A 20,590-nucleotide genomic window follows, 5' to 3' on the forward strand; every position below is an offset into this window, starting at 1 on the left:
GCAACGTCATCAGAAAAACGTCAAAAACCCGCAAAATATCGACGATTTGCGGGCCTAGATCGCTGGATGTGGGGTGATCGGCGAAATCTTGCGTATTACCAGTTGTCTTTAAACCACTTGAACGCGCGTCGCAGCGATCTGGACGGGTAGCTGTCCATTGGAACTTCGAAATCCCACCATTCGTCTTGCGGGTTCGCTGCGAACAGCGACAGGCCCACGGCGGCAGCGAAAGCAGCGCCCGTTGCGGCCTGCGGCAGACCCTGAACGCGCATCGGGCGACCCAGACGCACCTGTTGACCCAAAATGCGCGATGCCAGACCGTCTAGCCCTGGGATCAGCGATGCGCCACCCGTCAATACGATTTGTTGGTTCGGTAGGTATTCGAAACCTGCGCCATCCAAACGTTCGCGCACGTCCTCTAGGATCTCTTCGACGCGTGGTCGCATGATGCCGATCAGTTCGGCGCGGGTAACGGTGCGGCGGTCATGTTCCCAATCGCCGGTGTTGCCGCCGATTTCGATCATCTCGCGGTCGTCTTTGCCCGTTGCGACAACGCCGCCATGCACAGTTTTGATCCGTTCGGCCAAGGTCTGCGGAATTTGCAGCCCCATCGAAATGTCTGATGTCACATGCTGCCCGCCCATACGAACGCTATCGGCAAAGATCATGTGCTTTTTCATGAAAATCGACACGCCCGTCGAACCAGCGCCCATATCGATACAGGCCGCGCCCAGCTCCTGTTCATCTTCGACCAGCGACGAAATACCCGACGCATAGGCAGAGGACGCGATACCAGCCAGTTCCAGATCGCAACGGCGGATGCAGTGGAACAGGTTTTGTAGCGCCGATTGTTCGACCGTCAGCAGGTGCAAATCGGTCGATAAACTATTGCCCGCGTGGCCACGCGGATCGGTCATGCCGGTGCGGTGGTCCAGATTGAAATTGATGGGCTGTGCGTGCAGTGCCTCGCGGCCTTCGCCGATGTCAGGTACATCGCAGGCCGCCAGAACGCGGCCGATGTCCGCATCCGTCACGGTATCGCCATTGATCGCAACTTCGCCCGCGACGCCGTAGGACCGTGGGCGCGCGCCAGACAAACAAGCAATCACATGATCCACACGTTCGCCCGCCATTTTCTGTGCCGCCTGAACAGCCGTGCGGACCGAGCGTTCGGTTTCTTGCATTGCATCGACTTCGCCGAAACGCACGCCGCGCGATTGGGTTGTCGCTGCGCCGATGACACGGAAAGACGATTGGCCAGCCAGCGACCCAACACCGTCAGCTCCACGGAACCGTTCGGGGCCATCGAACCGCAACACCAGACACGTCACCTTGTGCGTTCCGATGTCCAAGATCGCGATCAAACCACGCTGAAGCGCTGCTTTGCGCATATTCCGCATGGCGCGTTGAGTTTCGTACAACTGCTTCATTACCTACCTGCCCCTGCTACGACAGCGTTGATCCGGCGCATTTCGGCTGCACCGGTTTCGCCCAGCCGCAATGTCGGCCGGTCGTCATTTCGCATGTCTACAACTGCTACATCACGCTGCAACAAATCCTGCGATTGCTGCATAACGATTACTCTTTCAAATGCCGTGACCGCGTTGTCGGTCGGCAGCAAAATCCGTTGGTCATGATCCATAATCACATCCCAACGGCGTTCCCCCATACGGACAAGCCCTCGCATACGGGTCGTCAGCGGACCAGCCGCCGCGAAAATTTCCATCGCTTCGTCCAGCGCGTCTTTGGCACCATCACCCGCTATCAGCGGTAGATCGGGGCGGTCCGCCCTGCTGGCGACTTCGTCAATGACCATCCCGTCCCCGTCGATCAGGAACAGGTTTTCATTTTGACGCCACACAGCGACGGGATTGCGCGCAACGATTGATACCTCAATCACACCTCCAGGTTTGATCCGCAGCGTGGCATCTTGAACAGCTGGGATCGCTTCGACGCGTGCTCGGCCATCCTCTAGATCGACATCAAAGGATGACAGCGGGAAATCATAGGGCAGAACGGCACGCACTTCGGCCGCGAGTTCCGCCGAAACACCATCAACGGCCATCGCCGATAACATAAATTCAGGGCGCTGTTGGAATTCGCGTTTGGTATTTGCGTAAAGATCAGCAACCGATTGGCGACGCGCATCGTCGGAAAAAACGATTGCGACAGCCGTTGCGCCGATCGCGAGCGGGATACCTTTGCGGATCAGGGTCCGATACAGCGGCGTCAGCATCCAGCGTTCGTAACGGTAGTCCCATTTTTCGATCCAATGATCGCGGCCCATGCCTCGCAGGATAAACCGAATTACCGACCGCATGAGGCATCCTCCACCAACCATGCGCAAAGCGCCGGGAAATCGATGCCCGCAAATGCGGCCTGCTCAGGGGCCAACGACGTTGGCGTCATGCCTGGCTGGGTGTTTGTTTCCAGCAGGATCAAACCATCCAAACCGCGGCTTTCGTCCCAGCGGAAATCGGTGCGCGACATACCGCGGCACCCCAGCGCCTGATGCGCACGCAGGGCATATTCCATGCAGGCATCATAAATGTCTTGGGGCAATTCGGCGGGGATCACATGGCGCGATCCGCCAGTTTTGTACTTGGCGTCGTAGTCGTACCAGCCGTCAGTCAGAATATCCGTCACTGCCAGCGCGCGGTCACCCATCACGGCGCAGGTCAGTTCCCGGCCCGGCACAAAGGTTTCGACCATCACTGTGTCTGGCATATCATCAGACAAATGTGGCGGCGAATTCGCGGACTCGTGCACCAGATAGACGCCAACGGATGACCCTTCGTTGTACGGTTTCACAACGTAGGGCGGGGGTAAAATGTGGCGCTTAGCGACTTCGGATTTTGTTGCTAGAACCGAAGAAGCGACAGGCAGACCAGCGGCGCGATACGCCTCTTTGGTCTTTTCTTTGTCCATAGCCAGCGCCGAAGCTAGGACACCTGAATGAGTATAAGGCAGGCAGTGCCATTCCAGCAGACCCTGAACACAGCCGTCTTCGCCCCAACGGCCATGCAGCGCGTTGAACACGACGTCGGGTCTTGCCTCTGCCAATTTCGCAGCCAGATCCGCACCTGCGTCGATTTCGACAACAGCAAAACCTGCGGTGCGCAGCGCATTCGCGCATTCACGCCCCGAGGATAGCGATACCTCGCGCTCTGCAGATGGACCGCCCATCAATACAGCAACTGTGGGATGTGTCCCGCTCGACATTCCCTAGCCTCAAATTGCGCACCTTATTTAGTAGTGCGTCAGTTTTATTATTATGATCTGCCCCGATTTTATGGGTGCTAGACCGCCTGTTATTTTTATTTGCTCGATGCAGCCAGTTCACCGACCCGCATGATTTCCCATTCTAGCGTGATCCCGCTGGAATCGTAAACCTTTTTCCGCACGTCTTCGCCCAAACCTTCTAAATCTTCGGCAGTTGCCCCGCCTGCATTGGTCAAAAAGTTCGAATGTTTGACGTTCATCACCGCCCCGCCCCGCGTTGCGCCGCGCATCCCTGCGTCATCAATGACCTTCCACGCCTTTAGTTCGTGGGTATCATCGGCCTGCCCTGTGCTGGAAAACCCAGCGGGGTTGCGGAAGGTCGATCCGGCCGTGCGGTCTTTGGTCGGTTGGGTTTCATCGCGTTTTTGCAGCTGCGCGTCCATCTTTGCGACCAGTTCGGCAGGATCGCCTGCCGATGCGGCAAATTCGGCACCAATAATTACAGCGCCATCAGGCAAATCGGATTGACGATAGCGCAGGTTCAGCGACGCCGCAGGCAGCGTTTCGCGGCGGCCATCGCGGTGGATCACGTCAACACTGACCAGCGTATCGGCAACATATTCACCATAGCAGCCCGCGTTCATACGAACCGCCCCGCCGATGGACCCTGGAATGGTACGCAGAAACGTCAGGTTCACGCCCTGATCCGCCGCGCGGCGGGCCACATGCGCATCCAGCGCCGCCGCCCCTGCCCGCACGGTCGTGCCGTCGATTTCAATGCCGTTGAAACCACGCCCCAAACGGATCACCACGCCGCGAATACCGCCATCACGCACGATCAGGTTGGATCCAACGCCCATCGTGAATACAGGCACCGAAGCGTCCAATGCGGCCAAAAAATCGGCCAGATCATCGACGTCAGCCGGTTGGAACAATACATCTGCAGGGCCGCCCACGCGCATCCACGTCAGGTTATCCAGCGGACGATCCATCGTTAGGGTGCCGCGCACTTTGGGTAGGGTAAAATCAACAGTCATAGCGTGCGTTTAATCCGTCTTCGCGTCAGAGCCAACAGCGCGTCCGCGCAACCATCGACCCAGATACACAACAGGCCAGCGCAGGATAGACACAGCCCCAACAAAAAAACCTGCGGCAACCAAATATTGCGCATCCCAAATCAGCCAGATCAGAATTGGAACGCCCGTTGCGATCAGACCATAGGCACGCATCCAGTGGTTATCGCGGCTGGGCAATAGCCCCGCAACATTCGCGACAACCAACCAGATAAGTGCAGCCCAGATCGATCCCGTCATTGATCAGTCTTTGATCCGTTTTGGTAGGTTATTGGCCCAAGCGCTGATCGTACCTGCGCCCAGACAAACGACCATATCACCGGGGCGGGCCTGTTCGCGGACCAGACGTTCCAGATCATCCTCGGAAATAATCGCGCGGGCATGGCGGTGACCGTGGCGGATCAGACCCGCGACCAGATCATCGCGCGTTGCGCCCGGAATAACGTCTTCGCCTGCTGCGAAAACTTCGGCGATGGCAACCACGTCTGCCTCGTTAAAACACGCGCAGAAATCATCGAACAGCGAATGCAGGCGGCTATAGCGGTGCGGTTGATGCACGGCGATCACGCGGCCTTCGGAGGCTTGGCGCGCGGCCTTTAGGACAGCAGCGATTTCGACAGGGTGGTGACCGTAATCGTCGATGATGGTCACGCCGCCCAGAACCTCGCCCACTTTGGTGAAACGACGGTTCACGCCGCCGAATTTTGCCAAAGCTTCGCGGATTTCATCCTTTTTCATGCCCAGATGGCGGGCAACGGCAACAGCCGACAATGCGTTCGATACGTTGTGATCGCCCGGCATCGGCAAGGTGCAGCCTTCGATCACGTCTTCTTCGGCTTGCAGCGCTACATCGAAATGCGCCACGCCTTTTTTGTAGGTCAGGTTCACAGCACGCACATCAGCCTGCGCGTTGAAACCATAGGTGATCACGCGGCGATCGGTGATTTTACCGACAAGCGACTGCACTTCTGGGTGGTCGGTGCAGCAGACCGCGACGCCGTAGAACGGGATGTTCGATACGAAATCATAGAACCCTTGGCGCAGGTTTTCGATGCTGCCCCAGTGTTCCATATGTTCGGGGTCGATGTTGGTGACGATCGCGATGGTCGCAGGCAGACGATTGAACGTGCCGTCGGATTCGTCCGCCTCGACCACCATCCATTCGCCTTCACCAACGCGCGCGTTCGATCCATAGGCGTGAATGATGCCGCCGTTTACAACGGTCGGGTCCAACTGGCCGTGATCCAGCAGCGCCGACACCATCGTTGTGGTTGTCGTTTTACCATGCGTCCCCGCAACAGCCACATTGGATTTCAGGCGCATCAGTTCGGCCAGCATTTCCGCGCGGCGCACAATAGGCAGGCCGCGGCGGCGGGCTTCGTCTAGTTCGGGGTTCCCCGGTTTGATGGCCGACGAAATCACGACAACCTGCGCATCGTTCAGGTTTTGCGACGACTGGCCTTCGAAAATGGTGACGCCCATTGCGGCCAGACGATCGGTGATTTTCGATGTTTTCGCGTCAGATCCCTGAACGGTGTAGCCAAAGTTCACCAGAACCTCGGCAATGCCCGACATACCGATACCGCCAATGCCGACGAAATGGATGGCACCCACATCGGTGGGCAGTTTGGTACGTGCTGCGTTCATGACTGTACTTTCTTTTTATTGGCCAGCTCTTCGACAAGGCTGACAAGTCTTTCTGTGGCGTCGGGCATACCGCATGACAATGCCGCGACGGCCATTTGCGATGCACCTTGCGAGTTCGACAGAACCAACTCGATCTGTTCGCGCAGGCTATCGGTGGTTAGCTGGCTTTCAGGCATCAAAATTGCGCCACCAGATTCGACCAATGCGCGGGCGTTTGCCGTCTGGTGATCAGCTGTCGCAGCGGCATAGGGCACCAAAATCGCGGGGCGACCAATCACGGAAATATCCGCGACCGAAGACGCGCCAGAGCGACTGATAACCAACTGCGCTTCGGCCATTTTTTCTGGAACATCGTGGATAAATGGTTCGACGTCGGCCTGCATGCCTGCCTCTGCATAGGCCGCGGTGACGCGATCCATATCTTCAGGACGGGCCTGTTGGATGACGCGCACGTATTGGCGTAGATTTTCGGGCAGCGAAGTGATCGCCGCAGGAACGTGATCGGACAGAACGCGCGCACCTTGCGATCCGCCCATGATCAGGATCGACATCGGGTATTCACCCGGTTCGATATACCCTGCCCCTGCGCGGTCCAAAACGGCGCTGCGCACTGGGTTACCTGTGTGCTGGCCCTCGACGCCTTCAGGCAGGGTCGTGGGCCATGTACCACACGCAATCGCATCAACGCGTTTGGCAAAAATCTGGTTCACGCGACCCAGAACACCGTTTTGTTCGTGGATCATGCGCGGTTTGCCCAGCAAGGTCGCCGCCGCAATCGCGGGGATCGACGGATACCCGCCAAATCCAACAACGACGGCGGGTTTGCTGCGCATCATGCGGAACGCAGCCGAAATAACCCCGCCCGCAATCTGGAACGGAACCATCAGTTTCGCAGCCGCGCCGCCACGGGCAAAGGTGCCGGATTTGAGTTCGATAATTTCGACCGCATCAGGGAAACCACCCGCATATCGTGCGCCCCGCGCATCGGTGGTCAGCTGTACCCGCCAGCCTTTGGCCAGCATCGCTTCGGCTAGGGCTTGGGCAGGGAACATGTGGCCGCCGGTGCCTCCGGCGGCGATGACCAATAGTGGTGCCATACTTAGCGGCCCCTTCTCATCAGAATATCACCAATCTGTCCTTGCGGACGGCTGCGGGTAAACGCCAAAAGCATGCCGCAGACAATACCCGATGCGATCACGGACGACCCGCCGTAGGACACAAATGGCAAAGTCATGCCTTTCGCGGGCAGCAAACGCACCGCAACGCCCATGTTAATCATCGCCTGAACGGCAAACATGCACGCCAGACCAGTGCCCGCCAGACGGATGAACGGATCGCGTTCTTTGGTCAGGCGATACAGCGAACGGATCACGATCACCGCATACAGCGCGACAATCGCAAGGACGAGGATCATTCCGTACTCTTCGGCTGCAACGGCAATGATGAAATCGGTATGCGCGTCAGGCAGGCTCATCTTCACCTGACCCTCGCCAACGCCAACGCCGAACAATCCGCCTTCGCGGATGGCGTTGGTCGCGTAACCCAGCTGGGTGCGCGGGTCGACTTCGGGGTTCAGGAACCCGTCGATACGGCGCGCAAAGTGTTCGGAATTCATATAGGCAAAGCTGCCCGCAACGACCGTCGCACCAGCCACGCCCACCAGCAATAGCATCGGTGCACCCGCGACAAAGAACATGACGCACCAGCCAAACAAGATCAGGCAGGCCTGACCGAAATCAGGCTGCAGCGCGAGGATCAGACAGATCACCGCCGTCAGAATGAACGAATATTGTTTACCTGGAGGGCCAGCCACCTCGGTCGAGGCAGCCATGAGCCACGCGGCAACGATAATAAACCCTGGCTTCAGGAATTCAGATGGCTGCACCGACATACCGCCCAGCGACAGCCAGCGCGTTGCGCCTTTGCCAAAATCGGTGCCGATAAAGGGCAGCAAAAGGATCGCAATGAACGCCGCGATGAACCCCAATGTCGCCAATCGGCGCACCAATTTGGGCGACATCATCGACGTGATAAACATCACGATCATCGCCAAACCGCCAAATTGGGCCTGTTTCATCACATAATAGAACGGGTCGAGATTGTTGCGTGCGGCCAGTGGTGGCGACGCGGCAAAGCCCAAAAGCAGGCCAACACCAAACAACATCATCACACAGGTCAGCGTCCATTTATCAATGGTACGCCACCAACGAGGAAGGATCGGATCACCAGTTTGCACTGGGATCGACCCATAAACCATCTCTGTCATGGACCTAACTACCGCTAATTGCCTCAAAATCGTCCGTTTGCCGGATCTGGGGGTGATTCTAGCAACGCAGCACTACAAACGCTAGGGAAAATAACGGGGAAATCGGCGCTTGATTTGGCGAGCAATTCGCGCGACTTGACGATCATGAAAGTTAAAACGCTGATATTGGGTGCTGGCGCTGCCGGCATGTTCTGTGCAGCCCACGCGGGCGACGACGTGCTGGTGGTGGATCATTCCAAAACCGCAGGCGACAAAATCCGTATTTCGGGCGGCGGTCGATGCAATTTTACGCATCTGGAAACCACCGCGAAAAACTATCTGTCGCAGAACCCCCATTTCTGCAAATCGGCGCTGGCGCGCTACACGCCATGGGATTTCGTCGGGCTGGTATCGGGCTATGGCATTGCATGGCATGAAAAGACCCAAGGCCAGCTATTCTGTGACAATTCCGCCAAAGAAATCATCGACATGCTGCGGTCGGAAATGGACAAGGCAGGCGCAAAATTGTGGCTAAAAACCGCCGTGATCGACGTTACGTTCGACGGTCAATATCGCACGCGCGTCACTCGCGACGGACAGGACATGGTCATCATGTCCGACAATCTGGTCGTGGCGACGGGCGGAAAATCTATCCCGAAAATGGGCGCGACGGGCATCGGATATAAAATCGCCGAAGATTTTGGAATTCCCGTTACACAAACGCGGCCCGCGCTGGTTCCCTTTACCTTTTCCGATGCGCGGTTTGCGGGCGTTTCGGGTATTTCAGCGCCCGTTCTAGCCCGCGCAAACGATGGGCCGGAATTCGCTGATGCACTGCTATGCACGCACCGCGGGCTGTCCGGCCCTGCTATGTTGCAGGTGTCCAGCTATTGGCACAAAGGCGAAGAGATCACGATCAACCTGATCCCGTCGATCGATATCGTGGCCCATTTGAAAAAGGCCCGCACCGATCACCCGCGCAAGGCCGTCACCACGGTTTTGGGCAGTGTCCTGCCATCCCGCCTGATCAATCATCTGGCCGAGGACTTCGCCCTAACGGACGTTTGCGCGCAGTGGTCCGACAAACGCATCGACGATCTGGCAACCGCCCTGCGCCAATGGCAGGTCAAACCATCCGGCACCGAAGGCTACCGCACCGCCGAGGTTACCTTGGGCGGCGTCGATACCGATTACCTGTCATCGAAAACGATGGAATCCAAAACCCACAAGGGCCTGTATTTCATCGGCGAATGCGTCGATGTAACAGGCTGGCTAGGCGGGTATAATTTCCAATGGGCGTGGGCATCGGCCTATGCGGCAGGAACGGCGATCAGCGGCTAATTTAACCTTTATTCGCCAGCACGTCGTTCACCGCGTCCACAAACGCATCGCCCCGTTTTTCGAAATTGTCGTATTGGTCGAAACTTGCGCAGGCTGGAGCCAATAGGACTGTGTCGCCCTCTTGCGCCTCGGCCAAGGCGATGGCTACGGCGCGGTCCATTGTGGTGCAGATTTCCGCATCTACGCCTGTCAGCTGACGCGCGAAGTCTTCGGCTTCGCGACCAATGACGTAGGCTTTGGCGACGTGGTCCAGATGCGGGATTATCGCATCCAATCCACCCTCTTTCTGCAGACCACCGCAGATCCAGCGGATGTTTCTGAACGCTTGTAGAGCCTTGGCCGCGCTGTCCACATTTGTCGCCTTGGAATCGTTGATTACGCGCACGCCGTTCCGTTCGGCGATTAACTGGCTGCGGTGCGCAAGGCCCGGATAGGACTGCATCGCGTTTTCAATCACGCGCGGCGCAATGCCAAGCGTCCGGCACGCAGCATAAGCCGCGCAAGCATTCTGATGGTTATGCGCACCAGGCAGGCCAGCAATCGGGCGCAGGTCAATGTTCGCGACCTGACGGCCCTTGCGGTATTCGCTTAGGAACCCTTTGCGCGCGAAAACGTTCCAGCCTTCGCCGTCCAGTTTCTGGCCCGAGGAAATGCGGATCACGCGGTCATCCGACATTGCAGTGGACAATTGGTTCGCCAGATATCGGCCTTCGTTTTCGTCAACGCCGACGATGGCGCGGTCTGGGCCGCCTTCGGCGAACAGGCGTCGCTTGGCTGCGAAATAGCCGCCCAAACCGCCGTGACGGTCCAAATGGTCAGGCGATAAATTGGTCAAGATCGCCACGTCAGGAGTCAGCGACCGCGCCAGATCGGTTTGGTAGGAGGATAGTTCCAGCACCACGACTTCGCCGTCAATCGCAGGATCAATATCCAGCACCCCGCGACCAATGTTGCCCGCCAATTGAGTCGGACGACCCACGGTCGTCAGGATGTGATGGATCAGGGCCGAGGTGGTCGATTTCCCGTTCGATCCGGTGACCGCGATGACCTTGGGCGTGATGTCGAACCCGTCCCAATCGTCTGTCGCGTAGGATTGGAAAAACAGGCCGATGTCGTTGTCGACGGGAACGCCTGCATCCCATGCCGCCGCAACCGCAGGGTTCGGCGCTGGGTACAGATGCGGAATACCGGGCGATACAATCAATGCCGACACGCCGTCATAGGCGCCGTTGCGGGTTAGATCGCGGATTTCGATGCCTTCGGCCTCTGCCGCGTCGCGGCCTGTGGCGCTGTCATCCCATGCGATAACCTGCGCGCCGCCTGCGACCAAAGCCTTGGCCGTGGCGCGGCCCGAACGGCCCAGCCCCAGAACTGCAACTGTTTGTCCGCCGTATCCCGAAACTGGTATCATGCCGCATCCCCTGATTAGTTACCGATGCAATTACCGCCCCGCCCCTGCCCACGCAAGGACAACAAAAAGGCGACCCAAAGGCCGCCCAAAAGTTTTAGCGAATTTTCAGTGTCGCAAGGCCGATCATCGCGAGGATCAGCGAGATGATCCAGAACCGGATCACGATCTGCGGCTCGCTCCAGCCTTTCTTTTCGTAGTGGTGGTGGATCGGGGCCATCAGGAACACGCGTTTGCCCGTGCGTTTGAAATACGCCACCTGAATGATCACGGACAAGGTTTCCATCACGAACAGACCGCCAACAATCGCCAGAACGATTTCATGTTTCGTGGCAACGGCAATTGCACCCAACGCGCCGCCCAGCGCCAGCGATCCAGTGTCGCCCATGAACACAGCCGCAGGCGGAGCGTTATACCACAGGAACCCCAAACCGCCGCCGATCAGCGCGGCACAGAAAATCGTAATCTCGCCCGTGCCATCGACGTAGTGCACGTCCAGATATTCGGTAAAGTCAGCGCGGCCAACGAAATACGCGATGATACCAAAGGTCGCCGCAGCGATCATCACAGGCATAACCGCCAGACCATCCAAACCATCGGTAAAGTTCACAGCATTCGCAGCCCCCACGATGACCAACATCGCGAATGGCACGAACAGGAACGATAGGTTCAGCAACATGTCTTTGAAAACTGGGAAGGCCAGCTGATTGGACAGACCTTCGGGGTGGTAGCTAGCCGCCCAGAACCCAGCGATGGCTGCGACCAGAAACCCAGCGGCCAATCGCGCCTTGCCCGACAGGCCATCGGTCGATTGTTTTGTCACCTTGGCATAGTCATCAGTGAACCCGATCGCCGCGTAGCACAGAGTCACAAACAGCACCATCAGGACAAACGGGTTGTCCATGCGGGCCCACAAAACAGTGGAAAACGTCAACGCGCCAACGATCAATAGACCGCCCATGGTTGGCGTGCCTGCCTTGGCAAAGTGGCCTTCGGGGCCGTCTTCGCGGATTGGCTGACCTTTGCCCTGTTTGCGGCGCAATGCGTTGATCAATGGTTTGCCAAAGACAAAACCAAAAATCAGCGCCGTCATAAACGCGCCACCAGCGCGGAACGTGATGTACCGAAACAGGTTAAAAAAATCACCGCCATCAGAAAGCGCCGTTAGCAGGTACAACATATCTCAGCCCTCGTTTTCGTCTTTGGATTTGCGTTGCCCCAAATTGCGCAGCGCGTCAACGAGAGTGCTGACTTTGCTGCCTTTGGACCCTTTGACTAGGACAACATCGCCACTATCGACGATACGGGACAGGTCTTTGACTAATTTTTCGGGCTTTTCGACCCAATGTCCGCGCTGTTCATCGGGCAGCGCATCAAAGAGGCTGCGCATCCGCGGACCGACGCAATGGACAACGTCGATTTCGCTCATCGACGGATCATCAGATAGCGCCGCATGTAATTTCAATTCGTCTGCACCCAATTCCAACATGTCGCCCAGGATGGCAATGCGTCGGCCTTTGGAAATGCGGCCGATACCGTGACGCGGATCGCGAGAGGCCAGAACCTCTAGACTAGCGGTCATGGAAGTTGGGTTTGCATTGAACGCGTCATCTATCAGATCGAAATATTCACCGCTGCGGGCGGTGTCCAAATGGATTTCTTCGGCTGTTCCGCGTCCTTCGGGCGGGGTCCATTGTCCGATATCCAGCATCGCGCGTACGCGATCAGCCCCCAGCGCCCCGACGACAGCGACAACACCCATGGCGTTGGTTGCGAAATGGCGGCCTTCGGTCCCGACTTTTAAAATAATCGGCGTACGCCAAGCGCGGCCCTGCGCAACGGTTGCGCCGCCGCGAATACGCACATCTGTTAAACGGTGGTGGTTTGCGGCCATCTCACCGAACGAGATAATTTTTGCGCCCTGCGCATGTGCAGCCGCACGCAGGATCGGCGTGGTTTCCAGATCGCCGTTGATTACAGCAACACCTTTCCGTTCCAGACCATCGAAAATCGCCGCCTTTTCCCGCGCGATACCGTTGATATCGTCGAACGCCTCTAGATGGGCGGCGGCAACGGTCGTGACCATCGCCACATGCGGACGCGCCATTTTCGCCAAAGGTGAAATTTCACCGGGGTGGTTCATGCCAATTTCGATAACTGCGTATTCGGTATCGGCAGGCATACGCGCCAACGTTAGTGGCACGCCCCAATGGTTGTTATACGACGCCTCTGCTGCGTGGGTTTTGCCCTGCGGAGACAACGCGTCACGCAACATTTCTTTGGTCGAGGTTTTGCCCACTGACCCCGTGATCGCAACGACGCGCGCTTTGGTCCGTGCACGGGCAGCTATGCCCAGCTTTTCCAACGCTGGCAGCACATCATCGACAATCAACAGCGGGGCGTCATCGCCAACATTGTCTGGACGATGCGTGACCATGGCGGCAGCAGCGCCTTTTTCCAGCGCTTGCGCCACAAAATCATGACCATCACGCGCCGCGGCCAGAGCGACAAACAAGTCACCTTTTTTAATCGTACGCGTGTCAATCGACACACCATAGGCCGACCAATCGGTTGTCGCTGTCCCGCCTGTTGCCTGTGCGGCATCGGCTGCTGTCCATAACGGCGTCATTAAATTTTTCCGTCCAAAGCGAGAACGCATTGGGATGCGACCTCGACATCATCAAAATCCAAAATATCGGTGCCGATGATCTGGCCTGTTTCATGCCCTTTGCCGGCAACCAACAAAGCGTCGCCAGGTTCCAACATATCAACGGCGCGCAAAATCGCCTCGGCCCGATCACCAATATTGTGAATGTCGTTGCTGCGCACTGACAAAGCACCCTGCAACACGGCATCACGGATCGTTGCGGGGTCTTCGGAACGGGGATTGTCGTCAGTAATGATTACGACATCAGCGTTTTCTGCTGCAGCCTGCCCCATCAACGGACGTTTGGTTGTATCGCGATCACCGCCCGCGCCCACGATGGCAATAATGCGGCCAATCACATGAGGGCGGATGGCCTGCAACGCCGTTTCAACAGCGTCGGGCGTGTGGGCATAATCCACGTAAACAGCCGCGCCATTGTCGCGCGTCGCCGCCAGCTGCATCCGTCCGCGCACGGTCGTCAGATGCGGCAAAACATCGAACACATCGTCAGGATCCGCGCCAGCGCCAATGACCAAACCTGCCGCAAGCATAACGTTTTCGGCCTGAAAACCACCGATCAAACTCAGACGAGTCAAATGCGTTTTGCCTTGCCACGAAAACCGTAGATCCTGCCCCGTTGCGTCAAATCGTTGCGACAACAGCTGCAATCGCGCCATCGGCCCACGCCCGACGCCCAAAATCTCCAATCCGCGCATTTCGCAGATTTCCATAACATCGACGCCTTTGGGATCATCTAGGTTGATTACCGCCACGGCCTCGGGTGGTAAAACACGTGTAAACAGGCCCATTTTGGCATCGAAATAGGCTTCGAATGTTTTGTGATAATCCAAATGGTCTTGGGTGAAATTGGTGAAACCAGCAGCCGACAACACCACGCCATCCAGACGTTTTTGGTCCAAACCGTGACTGGACGCTTCCATTGCCACATGGGTCACACCGTTTTTCGCCGCCTCGGCCAAAACGCGCTGCAATGTGATTGGATCGGGCGTCGTGTGCCGTAGGGGATGCGACCAGACACCTTCGACACCGGTGGTGCCTAGGTTGACCGCAGCCAAATCCAGTTCACCCCAAATTTGGCGACAGAATGTCGACACGGATGTTTTTCCATTGGTTCCGGTGACTGCAACGGCCGTTTCAGGTTGCGGCCCGAAAAACAACGCGGCGGCGCGCGACAATGCCTGACGAGGGCCTTCGGTCAAAACGACTACGGTGTTTGTACCTTCGGCGGCTTCCCGCGCAAGAGCTTCGCCCGCACGGTCAGTCAGAATCGCGGCGGCTCCATTTTCAACAGCCTTTTGTGCAAATTCGGCCCCGTGGACATTGCTGCCAGGCATCGCACCGAACAAAAATCCGGGCATCACTTCGCGGCTATCTAGCGTAATTCCAGTGATTTCCGTCTGGAATGCTGACTGCCCCGCAAGCCCAAGATCGGCCAAAGTTACCATAGCTATCGCAGCCCCCTATTAGTTGGCTTCTAGCGATACACCAGTAAGCTGAGGAGTTTCAACAATCGGACGCAGCCCCAACAGCGGCGCAACGCGGCGGATCATTTCGGCAGCCACCGGAACGGCGGTCCAACCTGCCGTGCGGCGCGGTTCGCTGCCGGATGTGTCTTCGGGTTCATCCAAGGTGACGATCAGCGCATATTGCGGGTTCGACGCTGGGAACACAGACGCAAAGGTCGCGATCACCTTATCGTCATAATATCCGCCCTGCGGGCGCACCTTATCCGCGGTGCCCGTCTTACCGGCGACCTCGTATCCGGCCACTTCGCCAAAGGACGCGGTGCCGCGCGTCACAACCTGACGCAGCATGTCGATTGATGCTTCTGCTGCGGCTTCGGTCATAACGCGTTCGCCGGGTTGATTGTTCGGGTCATGGATTAATGTCGGCGTCACCAGACGGCCGCCGTTACCAATCGTGGCATAAGCCGCGGCCAAATGCAGCGGAGATGCCGCGATACCATGACCATAGGAAATGGTCATCGTGTTGAGCATCGTCCAGTCGCGCGGGTACTGCGGACGCCCTGCGGATGCTTCGATCAGCTCAACAGGCGACATTTCCAGAAAACCCAGCGATTGCATGTAATCTTGCTGGCGTTCTGGGCCAATCATTTCCGCGATGCGTGCCGTACCAATATTCGACGATTTCACGATCACATCCGTGACTGTATTTTCACGACCATAATGATGGAAATCGTTGATCGTATGGCCACCCGTGCGAATTGCGGGCGCTGTTTCGATCATCGTTTCAGGGTTCACCAGCCCCAAATCCAAAGCCTGCGCAACGGCAAGGATTTTGAACGTCGATCCCAATTCATAAACGCCCTGAACAGCGCGATTGAACAACGGGCTGTCTGATTGGTCCCCTGTCGTCAAAACAGTCGGGCGATCATTGGGATCAAAGTCTGGCAAAGACACCAACGACAGGATTTCACCTGTATGCACGTCCATCAAAATAGCGGCTGCGCCTTTGGCATTCATCAACGTCATGCCACCAGCCAGCACACGTTCCGCGGCGGCCTGAACGGACAGGTCAATTGACAACTGTAGCGGCGCACCTTCGTTTGAAGGGTCACGCAAAAATTCGTCAAAGACGCGCTCGACGCCCGCAACACCGACGATTTCCGCCGATGCCACACCTTCGCGGCCATAGCTTGCGCCGCCCAAAATATGCGATGCGACAGGGCCATTTGGATAAAGACGCATTTCGCGCGGCCCAAACAACAAACCAGGTTCGCCAATATCATGGACCGCTTGCATTTGTTCAGGGCTGATCTGTCGGCGCACCCATACAAACGCACGGTCACCTGTAAAATCTTTGATCAGGCGTTCATGATCCAGCTCTGGAAAAATTTCAGCTAGTCGATCCGCAGCGTTTACAGGGTCGATCATATCGCGCGGATGAGCGTAAACCGAATAGGTGTCAAAATTCGTCGCCAACACGCGGCCCTGACGGTCGGTGATATCAGCACGCATCGACAGGATCGGATCACTGCCTCGCGAAACCTGCGGTTCTTCGGGCGCAGTTGTCGCGATGCCCGCCATTTTGACCAAAATCGCGGCAAAAGCGCATAGGAAAAAGCCGGACAAAACGATCAACCGGCTTTCCGCGCGAATTTTGTCTGTGTCGCGAACGGCTTCGTTACGGATGCGTTTGTTTTCAGCTTCGATCGCGTCAGGGTTTTGCCCTAGCTGACGCGCGTTTAGAATCCGAGCCAAGGGACGCAGCGGCGTGCGGATCATGACTCGCCTCCGTCTGACGACACCTCGATGATGCGGCCAGTCACTGGCAGAATGTCTTCGATCGGGTAAGCGACCTGATCAACGCGCCCAAACCCATCTGGCATCAACGGCAACAAACCCAAACGATCAAAGTTCAGGTTCACAAGATCGCGCAAACGGTCTGGGCGGTTCTGATAGGCCCATTCCGCATTGAGCGTCCGCAAACGCGATGTCGCTGTTGCGATGTCACGGTTCAACTCGCGTACGTGTTTAATGGAATCTTGGGTTCGATAATTTTCCTGATAGGCCCAAAACGCGGACCCAATCACGGCCAAGGCGGCCAATACATATAACAAACTACGCATTAACGTTCCCCTTTGAGCATCGGCATGCCCAATGATTTGCGATCCACGTCACCTGATGGCGCATCCGTGCGGCGAGCAACACGCAACTTAGCCGAACGAGAGCGCGGATTATCCTCTAGCTCTTCTGCATCGGGGCCAATTGCCTTTTTCTCGATCATGTCAAAGGCAGGTTTTTCACGCTGCATTTCAGGGGCATAGCGGTTGGCATTCGCCGTGCGGCCTGACCGTGCCTGAAAGAACCGTTTGGTCATGCGGTCTTCGACGGAATGGAATGTCACTACGGCCAGCAATCCACCCGGACGCAAGGCGCGTTCGGCGGCCATCAAACCTTCGGCCAATTCGCCGTATTCGTCGTTCACGGCAATGCGTAGCGCTTGGAATGTGCGGGTCGCGGGATGGCTCTGCCCCGGTTTTTGTCGTGGCAGACAGGATTCAACAACCTTGGCCAATTCCAGAGTCGTGGTCAGTGGACGCGCCGCAACGATCGCTTTGGCAATACGGCGGGATGCGCGTTCTTCGCCATATAGATAGATGATATTGGCCAGATCGGCTTCGTCCATTTCGTTGCACAGATCCGCGGCCGACGTGCCAGACTGGCTCATCCGCATGTCCAGGGGGCCGTCTTTCATAAACGAAAAGCCGCGCTCGGCCTGATCCAGCTGCATGGACGATACGCCCAGATCCAAAACAATGCCGTCTAGACCCGATGCATATTGGTCCAGTTTCGAAAACGTGCCCTGCACCATTTCAATGCGGTCGCCGTATTCGCCAACCCATGGCGCAGCCATTTCAAAGGCCAGCGGATCGCGATCAACGCCAATCACTTTATCCGCGCCCGCCTTTAGCAATTCGCGCGTGTAGCCCCCTGCCCCGAACGTGCCATCAAGCCAGACACCCGAAACAGGAGAGACCGCCCGAATGAGCGGCCTGATCAAAACTGGAATATGTGGCTTACCCGGCGCAGACATCAGACACCGCCCAACAGCGACAACGGGTCGAAATCATCGCCCATATCGCCCAACCAATCGTCAATGTCCGCATTAACAGTGGATTTAAAGATATCGTCGTTCCACATTTCAAAATTGGAAATAAGGCCACGGAAATACACGTCGCCTTCTTCGATTTCCAATTTTTCGCGGATCGATTTGGGCAGGATCACGCGGCCGTCTTTATCGGCCTCTAGGGTCTGCGACTGGGTCACATATAGATGTGCCATGCGTTTTTGATCCAACGCCTTTTCGCGCGGCATCGCATAGATATCGTCAACAATGCGCTGATGTTCGTCCATGGTATAGACCTGAACGTGTCGCTTTAGATGCTGACCGTAAACGATTTTCATACGTGGGTTTTGACGGGATGCGGATTCTGGATCGCCAGCCAGCAGGATGCGACGGAAATCGGCGGGGATCGACATGCGTCCCTTTTTATCCACCTTCTGGAGGTGTTCGCCTTCAAACGCCTGAACCACTGCCCTGCGGTCCTTTCCCTGCCCCCGTTAAAAACCAAACCCCTGAAAAGGGCACGGCGGATTGAACTGCTGCCACTGTTCAATCCGCCGCCACCGTCCCTTTCGGGAAGTCCAGCAACGCGCGCCACCTGGGGGGATGTCTGCTCGCTCGCGCGCCGGATGTTCTATCGAAAAAGCGTGTGCCTGTATGAAACCTGCAATTTCGCCTCTGGGCTCTTTTCAACTTCGGCCCTTGGTATTTTTTATCATCGCTCTTTCGATGGGATGAATATGCAGGACGTTTTGGGCGCTGGCAACAACTTTTTGGAATCTTATGGAACCACCTGGGGTTTTACTGACACTCACGGTTCCATCACGGCGATTCACAGCGGTTAACCAAACCGAAACCTTGCCTAAGACAGCAAAGACATCACTAGATGTAGTTTATGCACCTTGTTTTGGGCGAGGTTCCACAAGATTCAGTTTTTTTCCCAGAAAACTCCATAACCCCGCCGCCGAACGCAGATGTTCCCAAATTGTTCTGAAAATTCACAGAAACTCACGGCGCAGTGATTCGTAACTAGGTCAAAAATGACCTGCAGATTCCAGAAGGTTCCATGCTACCCGACCTGGCATAGATTCTATTCAAAAGAATAGCGCCGCCCAGTTTTCACTGGACGGCGCTAACCATGGAATGTTCGAAAAGTGAAATTTATACAATTCCACCATCGATAAACCGCTGCGCCAAATTCGCGTAGGACTGCGCCATATCACAGTCACCCGCTGCGATCGGGGTGCCACTATCGCCGGCCAAACGCGTGTCCAAATCAATTGGCAAAGCACCCAAGAAAGGTAGCTCCAGCTCTTTGGCTGCATCAGCGACACCGCCGTGACCAAAGATATGCGCCTCGTGACCACAATTCGGGCAATGGAAGGTAGACATATTCTCTACCAATCCCAAAACGGGCGTCTTTAGCGTCTTGAACATATCCAGCGCTTTGCGCGCATCTAATAGAGCGACGTCCTGCGGCGTGGACACAACCACAGCACCCGACAAATTGGTTTTCTGACACAACGACAACTGAATATCGCCTGTTCCGGGTGGCAGGTCGATCAGCAGGACATCCAATTCCCCCCATGCCACCTGCCCCAACAACTGCTGCAGGGCACCCATCAACATAGGGCCACGCCAGATCACTGCCTTATCAGGGTCAACCATCAGACCCAGGGACATAATCGTGACCCCATGGGCAGAAAGAGGTTCGATCATATCGTTGCCGTTTGATTTCGGCTTACCACTGACACCCATCATTCTGGGCTGCGATGGACCGTATAGGTCTGCATCTAACAGACCGACCTTTTTACCTTTGCGCGCCAACGCGACGGCCAAGTTAGATGACACCGTAGATTTCCCGACGCCGCCTTTGCCTGAACCAATTGCAATTATCCGTTTCACACCTGGAACAGACTGTGGGCCTGCTTGCGGCGTCGGGTGGCGACCCACCTTTAGGCTTGGTACGGGTTTAGACGGGCCATGTGCCGTTAATACAGCCGACACCGGCACCGAGGTCTGCGCCTTGAGCGCCTCAACGGCCGCTTGACGGACTGGCTCTAGCGCCTGAGCCTCTTCGGGCGTTGCGGCTTCGATCACGAAACGGATGGCATCAGAATCGACCGTTAACGCTCGCACCAGATCCGAATCTATCAACCCTTGTCCGCTGGGCGACTTCACCTGATTCAGAATCGCGCGAACATTAGCATTACTTAGGGTCATCTTGGCTCCTATTCTTCAAAACGCCCAAATCATGGGCGAAATCTGGTCCCGACCTAGAAAATCACAAGGTAAAGTTGCTGAACAGCACCCTTTGATACGCTTTTGCGACAATAGGTCAGTCTTTCGTATGCATTTGCTGCATGGCGGCAATGACGAAAACCACAATTGTGCGATTG

At 56.6% G+C, this 20,590-nt stretch carries 19 protein-coding genes; 2 read left to right on the forward strand and 17 right to left on the reverse strand.

The features are described from left to right. Window positions 1-95: 95 nt before the first annotated feature. The 8 genes from ftsA to ftsW form a co-directional block, all read right to left on the reverse strand. Window positions 96-1,430, reverse strand: coding sequence for a cell division protein FtsA (gene ftsA / locus BVC71_RS12555; protein WP_086452025.1), 1,335 nt, complete (start codon window positions 1,428-1,430; stop codon window positions 96-98). Continuing rightward, window positions 1,430-2,320 carry a cell division protein FtsQ/DivIB gene (locus tag BVC71_RS12560; RefSeq protein ID WP_086452026.1) on the reverse strand — a complete coding sequence of 297 codons (891 nt, stop codon included), beginning with the start codon at window positions 2,318-2,320 and terminating at the stop codon, window positions 1,430-1,432. Before BVC71_RS12560 ends, ftsA begins: the two co-directional genes overlap by 1 nt. Then, window positions 2,308-3,222 carry a D-alanine--D-alanine ligase gene (locus tag BVC71_RS12565; RefSeq protein WP_086452027.1) on the reverse strand — a complete coding sequence of 305 codons (915 nt, stop codon included), beginning with the start codon at window positions 3,220-3,222 and terminating at the stop codon, window positions 2,308-2,310. The genes BVC71_RS12560 and BVC71_RS12565 overlap by 13 nt, the downstream gene beginning before the upstream one ends. 95 nt (window positions 3,223-3,317) lie before the next feature. Continuing rightward, window positions 3,318-4,259 carry a UDP-N-acetylmuramate dehydrogenase gene (murB, locus tag BVC71_RS12570; RefSeq protein WP_086452028.1) on the reverse strand — a complete coding sequence of 314 codons (942 nt, stop codon included), beginning with the start codon at window positions 4,257-4,259 and terminating at the stop codon, window positions 3,318-3,320. Between the two features lie 9 nt (window positions 4,260-4,268). After that, window positions 4,269-4,535, reverse strand: a complete 267-nt coding sequence (locus BVC71_RS12575) for a DUF2484 family protein (RefSeq protein ID WP_086452029.1) — start codon at window positions 4,533-4,535, stop codon at window positions 4,269-4,271. A gap of 3 nt (window positions 4,536-4,538) precedes the next feature. Continuing rightward, window positions 4,539-5,942 carry a UDP-N-acetylmuramate--L-alanine ligase gene (gene murC, locus BVC71_RS12580; protein ID WP_086452030.1) on the reverse strand — a complete coding sequence of 468 codons (1,404 nt, stop codon included), beginning with the start codon at window positions 5,940-5,942 and terminating at the stop codon, window positions 4,539-4,541. Further along, window positions 5,939-7,039 carry an undecaprenyldiphospho-muramoylpentapeptide beta-N-acetylglucosaminyltransferase gene (murG, locus tag BVC71_RS12585; RefSeq protein WP_086452031.1) on the reverse strand — a complete coding sequence of 367 codons (1,101 nt, stop codon included), beginning with the start codon at window positions 7,037-7,039 and terminating at the stop codon, window positions 5,939-5,941. Before murG ends, murC begins: the two co-directional genes overlap by 4 nt. A gap of 2 nt (window positions 7,040-7,041) precedes the next feature. After that, complete coding sequence (gene ftsW / locus BVC71_RS12590) at window positions 7,042-8,208, reverse strand: putative lipid II flippase FtsW (RefSeq protein ID WP_086452032.1); 1,167 nt, start codon at window positions 8,206-8,208, stop codon at window positions 7,042-7,044. Window positions 8,209-8,352: 144 nt separating this feature from the next. Between ftsW and BVC71_RS12595 the strand changes: the two genes are divergently transcribed. After that, complete coding sequence (locus BVC71_RS12595) at window positions 8,353-9,528, forward strand: BaiN/RdsA family NAD(P)/FAD-dependent oxidoreductase (RefSeq protein WP_086452033.1); 1,176 nt, start codon at window positions 8,353-8,355, stop codon at window positions 9,526-9,528. 1 nt (window position 9,529) lies between these two features. Here BVC71_RS12595 and murD read toward each other — a convergent pair whose 3' ends face one another. The 8 genes from murD to BVC71_RS12635 form a co-directional block, all read right to left on the reverse strand. Further along, window positions 9,530-10,939 carry a UDP-N-acetylmuramoyl-L-alanine--D-glutamate ligase gene (gene murD, locus BVC71_RS12600; RefSeq protein WP_086452034.1) on the reverse strand — a complete coding sequence of 470 codons (1,410 nt, stop codon included), beginning with the start codon at window positions 10,937-10,939 and terminating at the stop codon, window positions 9,530-9,532. A 94-nt stretch (window positions 10,940-11,033) separates the two neighbouring features. Beyond that, window positions 11,034-12,116, reverse strand: a complete 1,083-nt coding sequence (mraY, locus tag BVC71_RS12605; RefSeq protein ID WP_086452035.1) for a phospho-N-acetylmuramoyl-pentapeptide-transferase — start codon at window positions 12,114-12,116, stop codon at window positions 11,034-11,036. A gap of 3 nt (window positions 12,117-12,119) precedes the next feature. Then, entirely contained in the window at window positions 12,120-13,565 is a 1,446-nt protein-coding gene (locus BVC71_RS12610; RefSeq protein WP_086452036.1) for a UDP-N-acetylmuramoyl-tripeptide--D-alanyl-D-alanine ligase, read from the reverse strand. Beyond that, window positions 13,565-15,049, reverse strand: coding sequence for a UDP-N-acetylmuramoyl-L-alanyl-D-glutamate--2,6-diaminopimelate ligase (locus BVC71_RS12615; protein WP_086452037.1), 1,485 nt, complete (start codon window positions 15,047-15,049; stop codon window positions 13,565-13,567). Before BVC71_RS12615 ends, BVC71_RS12610 begins: the two co-directional genes overlap by 1 nt. A gap of 18 nt (window positions 15,050-15,067) precedes the next feature. Then, window positions 15,068-16,849 (reverse strand): peptidoglycan D,D-transpeptidase FtsI family protein, encoded by a 1,782-nt coding sequence (locus BVC71_RS12620; RefSeq protein WP_086452038.1) that lies wholly within the window; start codon window positions 16,847-16,849, stop codon window positions 15,068-15,070. Next, window positions 16,846-17,193, reverse strand: a complete 348-nt coding sequence (gene ftsL, locus BVC71_RS12625) for a cell division protein FtsL (protein ID WP_086452039.1) — start codon at window positions 17,191-17,193, stop codon at window positions 16,846-16,848. The genes BVC71_RS12620 and ftsL overlap by 4 nt, the downstream gene beginning before the upstream one ends. Beyond that, complete coding sequence (gene rsmH / locus BVC71_RS12630) at window positions 17,193-18,161, reverse strand: 16S rRNA (cytosine(1402)-N(4))-methyltransferase RsmH (RefSeq protein WP_086452040.1); 969 nt, start codon at window positions 18,159-18,161, stop codon at window positions 17,193-17,195. The genes ftsL and rsmH overlap by 1 nt, the downstream gene beginning before the upstream one ends. Further along, entirely contained in the window at window positions 18,161-18,607 is a 447-nt protein-coding gene (locus tag BVC71_RS12635) for a division/cell wall cluster transcriptional repressor MraZ (RefSeq protein WP_240516849.1), read from the reverse strand. Before BVC71_RS12635 ends, rsmH begins: the two co-directional genes overlap by 1 nt. A gap of 27 nt (window positions 18,608-18,634) precedes the next feature. Between BVC71_RS12635 and BVC71_RS15380 the strand changes: the two genes are divergently transcribed. Next, the gene (locus BVC71_RS15380) at window positions 18,635-19,036 is read left to right on the forward strand and encodes a hypothetical protein (RefSeq protein ID WP_133064538.1); all 402 of its coding nucleotides are present in this window, start codon (window positions 18,635-18,637) and stop codon (window positions 19,034-19,036) included. Window positions 19,037-19,352: 316 nt separating this feature from the next. Here BVC71_RS15380 and BVC71_RS12640 read toward each other — a convergent pair whose 3' ends face one another. Further along, window positions 19,353-20,414 carry an Mrp/NBP35 family ATP-binding protein gene (locus BVC71_RS12640; protein ID WP_086452042.1) on the reverse strand — a complete coding sequence of 354 codons (1,062 nt, stop codon included), beginning with the start codon at window positions 20,412-20,414 and terminating at the stop codon, window positions 19,353-19,355. Window positions 20,415-20,590 lie beyond the last annotated feature (176 nt).

Source organism: Marivivens niveibacter (genome assembly GCF_002150005.2).
Classification (GTDB): Bacteria; Pseudomonadota; Alphaproteobacteria; order Rhodobacterales; family Rhodobacteraceae; genus Marivivens; species Marivivens niveibacter.